The sequence below is a fragment of the bacterium genome (genome assembly GCA_035370465.1).
In the GTDB taxonomy this organism is placed as follows: Bacteria; Ratteibacteria; UBA8468; order B48-G9; family JAFGKM01; genus JAGGVW01.
This window is the reverse complement of the sequence record DAOOVW010000081.1, coordinates 1-3,958: the sequence shown is the minus strand read 5'-3', so window position 1 is coordinate 3,958 and position 3,958 is coordinate 1. Positions and strand designations below refer to the sequence as shown.

Below are 3,958 nucleotides of genomic sequence, written 5' to 3'. Positions count from 1 at the left end.
CAATCAAAAATTTGTAAGGCACTTCTTGAGAAAAAATGTAAGTTAATAATTCATTATGCTGATTGGGGATTTGATGACAAGAAACAATTTTATTTTTTAAATGCATGCCCAATTTTACAGAAATGTATTGAGAGTAATTTTGAGTTAGTTAAAAAATATGGACACTACTGGATATATATTGCAAAAAAAACCAATAATTAAATTTTTAAATGTTATTTAAATATTATTTAGAAAATAAATTATTGAAATTTAATCTTTATTGGTATATTGAGGAAGTTGTTTTTCAAGGTAGTACTTACTTTCTTCATAAACATTGCTATATGGATAAAAAATGACAATTTGTAAAAAACAATTTTTTGCTTTTTCATATTCACCTTTTTCAAAATAAATTTTTCCTAATGAAAATAATGCATCATCTGCTAATTTACTGAAAGGATATGAAAGAAGAAAATTCTTATAACATTCAATAGCAATATCAATTTTTCCCTGTCTTTTAAGTGATTCTGCAATTTCAAAATGTGTTTTCTCATCTATTGTTGCTTTTTCAGGGTATTTTTTTAAAAGTTGAGTATAATAAGAAGTTGCAAGGGCTCTTTCTTTCTCAAAATTTTCTTTTATTTTCCCTTTTATATCCTCTATTTCTTCCATTTCCTTTAGTGAAATAACTTTCTGAGATTTTTCTCTTCCTATTATATTCAAAAGTAAATTTTGCCCCAACTCAACATTTTCTCTATATTTTGCTTCCTTAAATAACTTTGTCCCAATTCCAATTATTACTCCAAAAATAAATCCAGCAAAATGGGCGGCAAAAGCAACAGAACTTGTAATAAGAAGTTTTTTTACCAGAAATGTGTAAAGTGCCTGCTGAAAAAACCATAGCCCAAGCCAGAATGAAGCATATAATTTAAATTCTCCAACTCTTATAAATAGAAAAAACCAGCAAAAATATTTAAAAGTTATAATTGTTTTTGGAAATAGAACTATATATGCTCCAAGAACTGCTGCTATTGCACCAGAAGCACCTATTAAAGGAACTAAGTCATGTTGTGGTGGGATAAGAACTGAATAAAGGAATACAGAAAAAATACCACCAAGAAGATAAAAAAATAGGAAATTAAATCTTCCCCATCTATCTTCAAGGTTATCTCCTGTTAAATAAAGATACCACATATTAAAACCTAAATGAGAAATCCCGCCATGTAAAAACATAGAAGTAATTGCAGTAAGAATAGATGGATTAGCAGGAACAAAACCATATTTTAAAACTATTCCCTCATAATTTGGAGAAAAAGCAGATAGGAAAAAAACAATACAATTAATAGTTATTATAGAAATAACTACAATCGGAAACTTTTTTACTCTATATTCATCTCTTATTGGGAAAAAGAAGAACATTTTTTAAATTTATAATTTAGGATGCCTCTGAGCATAGACCAAAGGAAACATCATTGTTTTTTATCAGCGACTCCAAAATTCATTTTTATTAGATAAGTTTTTTAAAATTCTTCACCAGAGATATTAGCAGTTTTAAAAATTGATTTTAATGTTCTTCAATCAAAATACTCCTTTATTAATTTTATATTTTCTATATTCTCTGTCAACTTCTTCACTTCTTCAAATTTTAGATTTTAATTCTTTTATATGTTAAAATAACAATCTATGGTTAAAATATCACCTTCTTTGCTTTCAGCAGATTTCAGTTGTTTAGGAAAAGAAGTAGAAGAAATTACAAAAAGTGGTGCTGACTTAATTCATTTTGATGTCATGGATGGACATTTTGTACCAAATTTAACATTTGGTCCTATGATTTTATCTTCAATAAGAAAATTTTCTAATTTGCCTTTCCAGGCACATCTAATGATTACAAATCCAGAAAAATACTGGAGGGACTTTGCGAATAGTGGAGCAGATATTATAGGAATACATATTGAATGCAAAATACCTCATAGAAAACTTATTGAAGAAATAAAAAATTATGGGAAAAAAGTATGTCTTGTAATAAATCCCCCAACTTCTGTTGATGAGATTGTTCCTTTTCTTGAAATTATTAATGAAGTTTTAGTAATGAGTGTCAATCCTGGTTTTGGAGGACAAAAATTCATTGCTGATGTTGTTCCGAAAATTGAAAAATTAAATAATATAAAAACCCAAAAAAAGTTAGATTTTGACATAGAAGTTGATGGTGGAATAAATAATGAAACAGCAAAAATTGTTAAAAAAGCAGGAGTTAATATTGTTGTTGCTGGTTCTTACATTTTTAGCAGTAAAAACTATAAAAAAGCAATAGAAAGTTTAAGATGAAAAAAATAAATTTTTCTCAATTGGTAGAAATTTTAAAAGAAAGAAGAAAGAAAAATGAAAAAATTGAAGATGAAGTTAGAAATATAATTAAAAGAATAAAAAAAGAAAAAGATAAAGGTGTTTTATATTACACTGAAAAATTTGATAAAGTAAAAATTACCCAGATAAAAGTTGAAAAAGAAGAAATTAAAAAATGTTTTAAAAAAATTGATAAAGATGTAATTGAAGCAATTAAAAGGTCATCTGAGAAAATAGAAAAATACCATAAAAAACAACTTCCTGGTGGGTTTATTCTAAAAGAAGATAGTTATAAAATAATTTTCAAATTTAGCCCTGTTGAAAGTACTGGAATTTATATTCCTGGTGGGCAGTCACCTTTAATTTCAACAATTTTAATGAGTACAATACCCGCAAAAGTTGCTGGTGTTAAGAATATTCATATTGCTACTCCTCCTTCAAAAAATATTGATTTAATTCTCGGAGTTTGTTATTTTCTTGGTATTGAAAACATTTACAGAGTTGGTGGAGCACAGGCAATTGCTTCTTTTGCTTATGGAACTGAGACAATTCCAGAAGTTGATGTTATAGCAGGACCTGGAAATAAATATGTCAATACCTGTAAAAAAATTATCTCTGGTGATAAAAGGATTGACCTACCAGCAGGACCAAGTGAAGTGGTTATTTTTTCTGATAGTTCTGGTAATAAAAAATTTATAGAATATGACTTTAAAGCACAGATGGAACATACTGATGGTTTTGGACTTTTTATAACAACAGATGAAAAAATTGGAAAAGAAATTTCAAAAAAAGTTGTAAAAAATGGATATTATATAATTGTAAAAAGTCAAGAAGAAGCACTAAAAATAATAAATTCTGTATGTCCGGAACACTTACAAATTATATCAAAAACCCCCTCTTTTCTTGTTGAAAATTCAATAGCAGGGGCAATTTTTGTTGGTGATTATACTCCCGCAGTAGTAGGGGATTATTTTGTTGGTCCATCTCACATATTACCAACAAATCAGTCAGCAAAGTCATTTTCAGGACTTTCTGTTTATAATTTTTTAAGAAGTTATGCAATAATTGAAGTTAAAAAAAATTTTTATAAAAAATATGGGAAATATATAGAAAGAATAGCAGAAATAGAAGGACTGAAAAATCATTCATACACAATAAAAATAAGAGAAAAATATTAATTCCTTTCAATTTAAAATCTGTTTTTCTGACAATTTTCTAAATCATATAAATATACTAAGTGTTTTACTTCATTTTACAAAAATTAAAGTTATGAGTATTGACAGAAGGAAAGAAAGGGGTAAAATAATAAAAAAAGAGAAATGATGAAAAGAATAGTAGAAAGTAATAATAAAGAAGAAGTAATAGTCAAAAGAAAGGACTCTCTCGTGTTGGTAGTATCTTTCTGTTTTCTTTTTTTTATAATCACAATTTCTTTTTTAATAATCACAAAATTTTCTTTTATAAATTCAATTATTTTATCAGGAGTTTTTTTATCTTCTGTATATATATTTTTATTTCTCCTTATTTCAATTCTCCCCTCTTTAAAAAAGAGGGGTGGGGGGAGATTTTATAAAATCCATCCTGACCTTCCCCTCTACAAAGATAGATGGGTAAACCTTTATAAGGGAAGGAGTTTGAA

At 27.1% G+C, this 3,958-nt stretch carries 5 protein-coding genes; 4 read left to right on the top strand and 1 reads right to left on the bottom strand.

Annotated elements, in window-relative coordinates:
* Positions 1-201: hypothetical protein (locus PLW95_07950; protein HOV22587.1), on the top strand; the 201-nt coding region annotated here is incomplete at its 5' end.
* 48 nt (positions 202-249) lie between these two features.
* Here PLW95_07950 and PLW95_07945 read toward each other — a convergent pair.
* Complete coding sequence (locus tag PLW95_07945; protein ID HOV22586.1) at positions 250-1,395, bottom strand: rhomboid family intramembrane serine protease; 1,146 nt, start codon at positions 1,393-1,395, stop codon at positions 250-252.
* Between the two features lie 264 nt (positions 1,396-1,659).
* Here PLW95_07945 and rpe point away from each other — a divergent pair, with 264 nt between their 5' ends.
* The 3 genes from rpe to PLW95_07930 form a co-directional block, all read left to right on the top strand.
* Complete coding sequence (rpe, locus tag PLW95_07940; GenBank protein HOV22585.1) at positions 1,660-2,301, top strand: ribulose-phosphate 3-epimerase; 642 nt, start codon at positions 1,660-1,662, stop codon at positions 2,299-2,301.
* Complete coding sequence (hisD, locus tag PLW95_07935) at positions 2,298-3,497, top strand: histidinol dehydrogenase (protein ID HOV22584.1); 1,200 nt, start codon at positions 2,298-2,300, stop codon at positions 3,495-3,497. The genes rpe and hisD overlap by 4 nt, the downstream gene beginning before the upstream one ends.
* Before the next feature lie 144 nt (positions 3,498-3,641).
* The coding region (locus PLW95_07930) for a hypothetical protein (protein ID HOV22583.1) at positions 3,642-3,958 on the top strand (317 nt) is incomplete at its 3' end.

Coding starts and splice junctions, on each gene's coding strand:
- hisD (HOV22584.1), top strand. CDS start 2,298: ATGAAAAAAATAAATTTTTCTCAATTGGTAGAAATTTTAAAAGAAAGA.
- PLW95_07945 (HOV22586.1), bottom strand. CDS start 1,395: ATGTTCTTCTTTTTCCCAATAAGAGATGAATATAGAGTAAAAAAGTTT.
- rpe (HOV22585.1), top strand. CDS start 1,660: ATGGTTAAAATATCACCTTCTTTGCTTTCAGCAGATTTCAGTTGTTTA.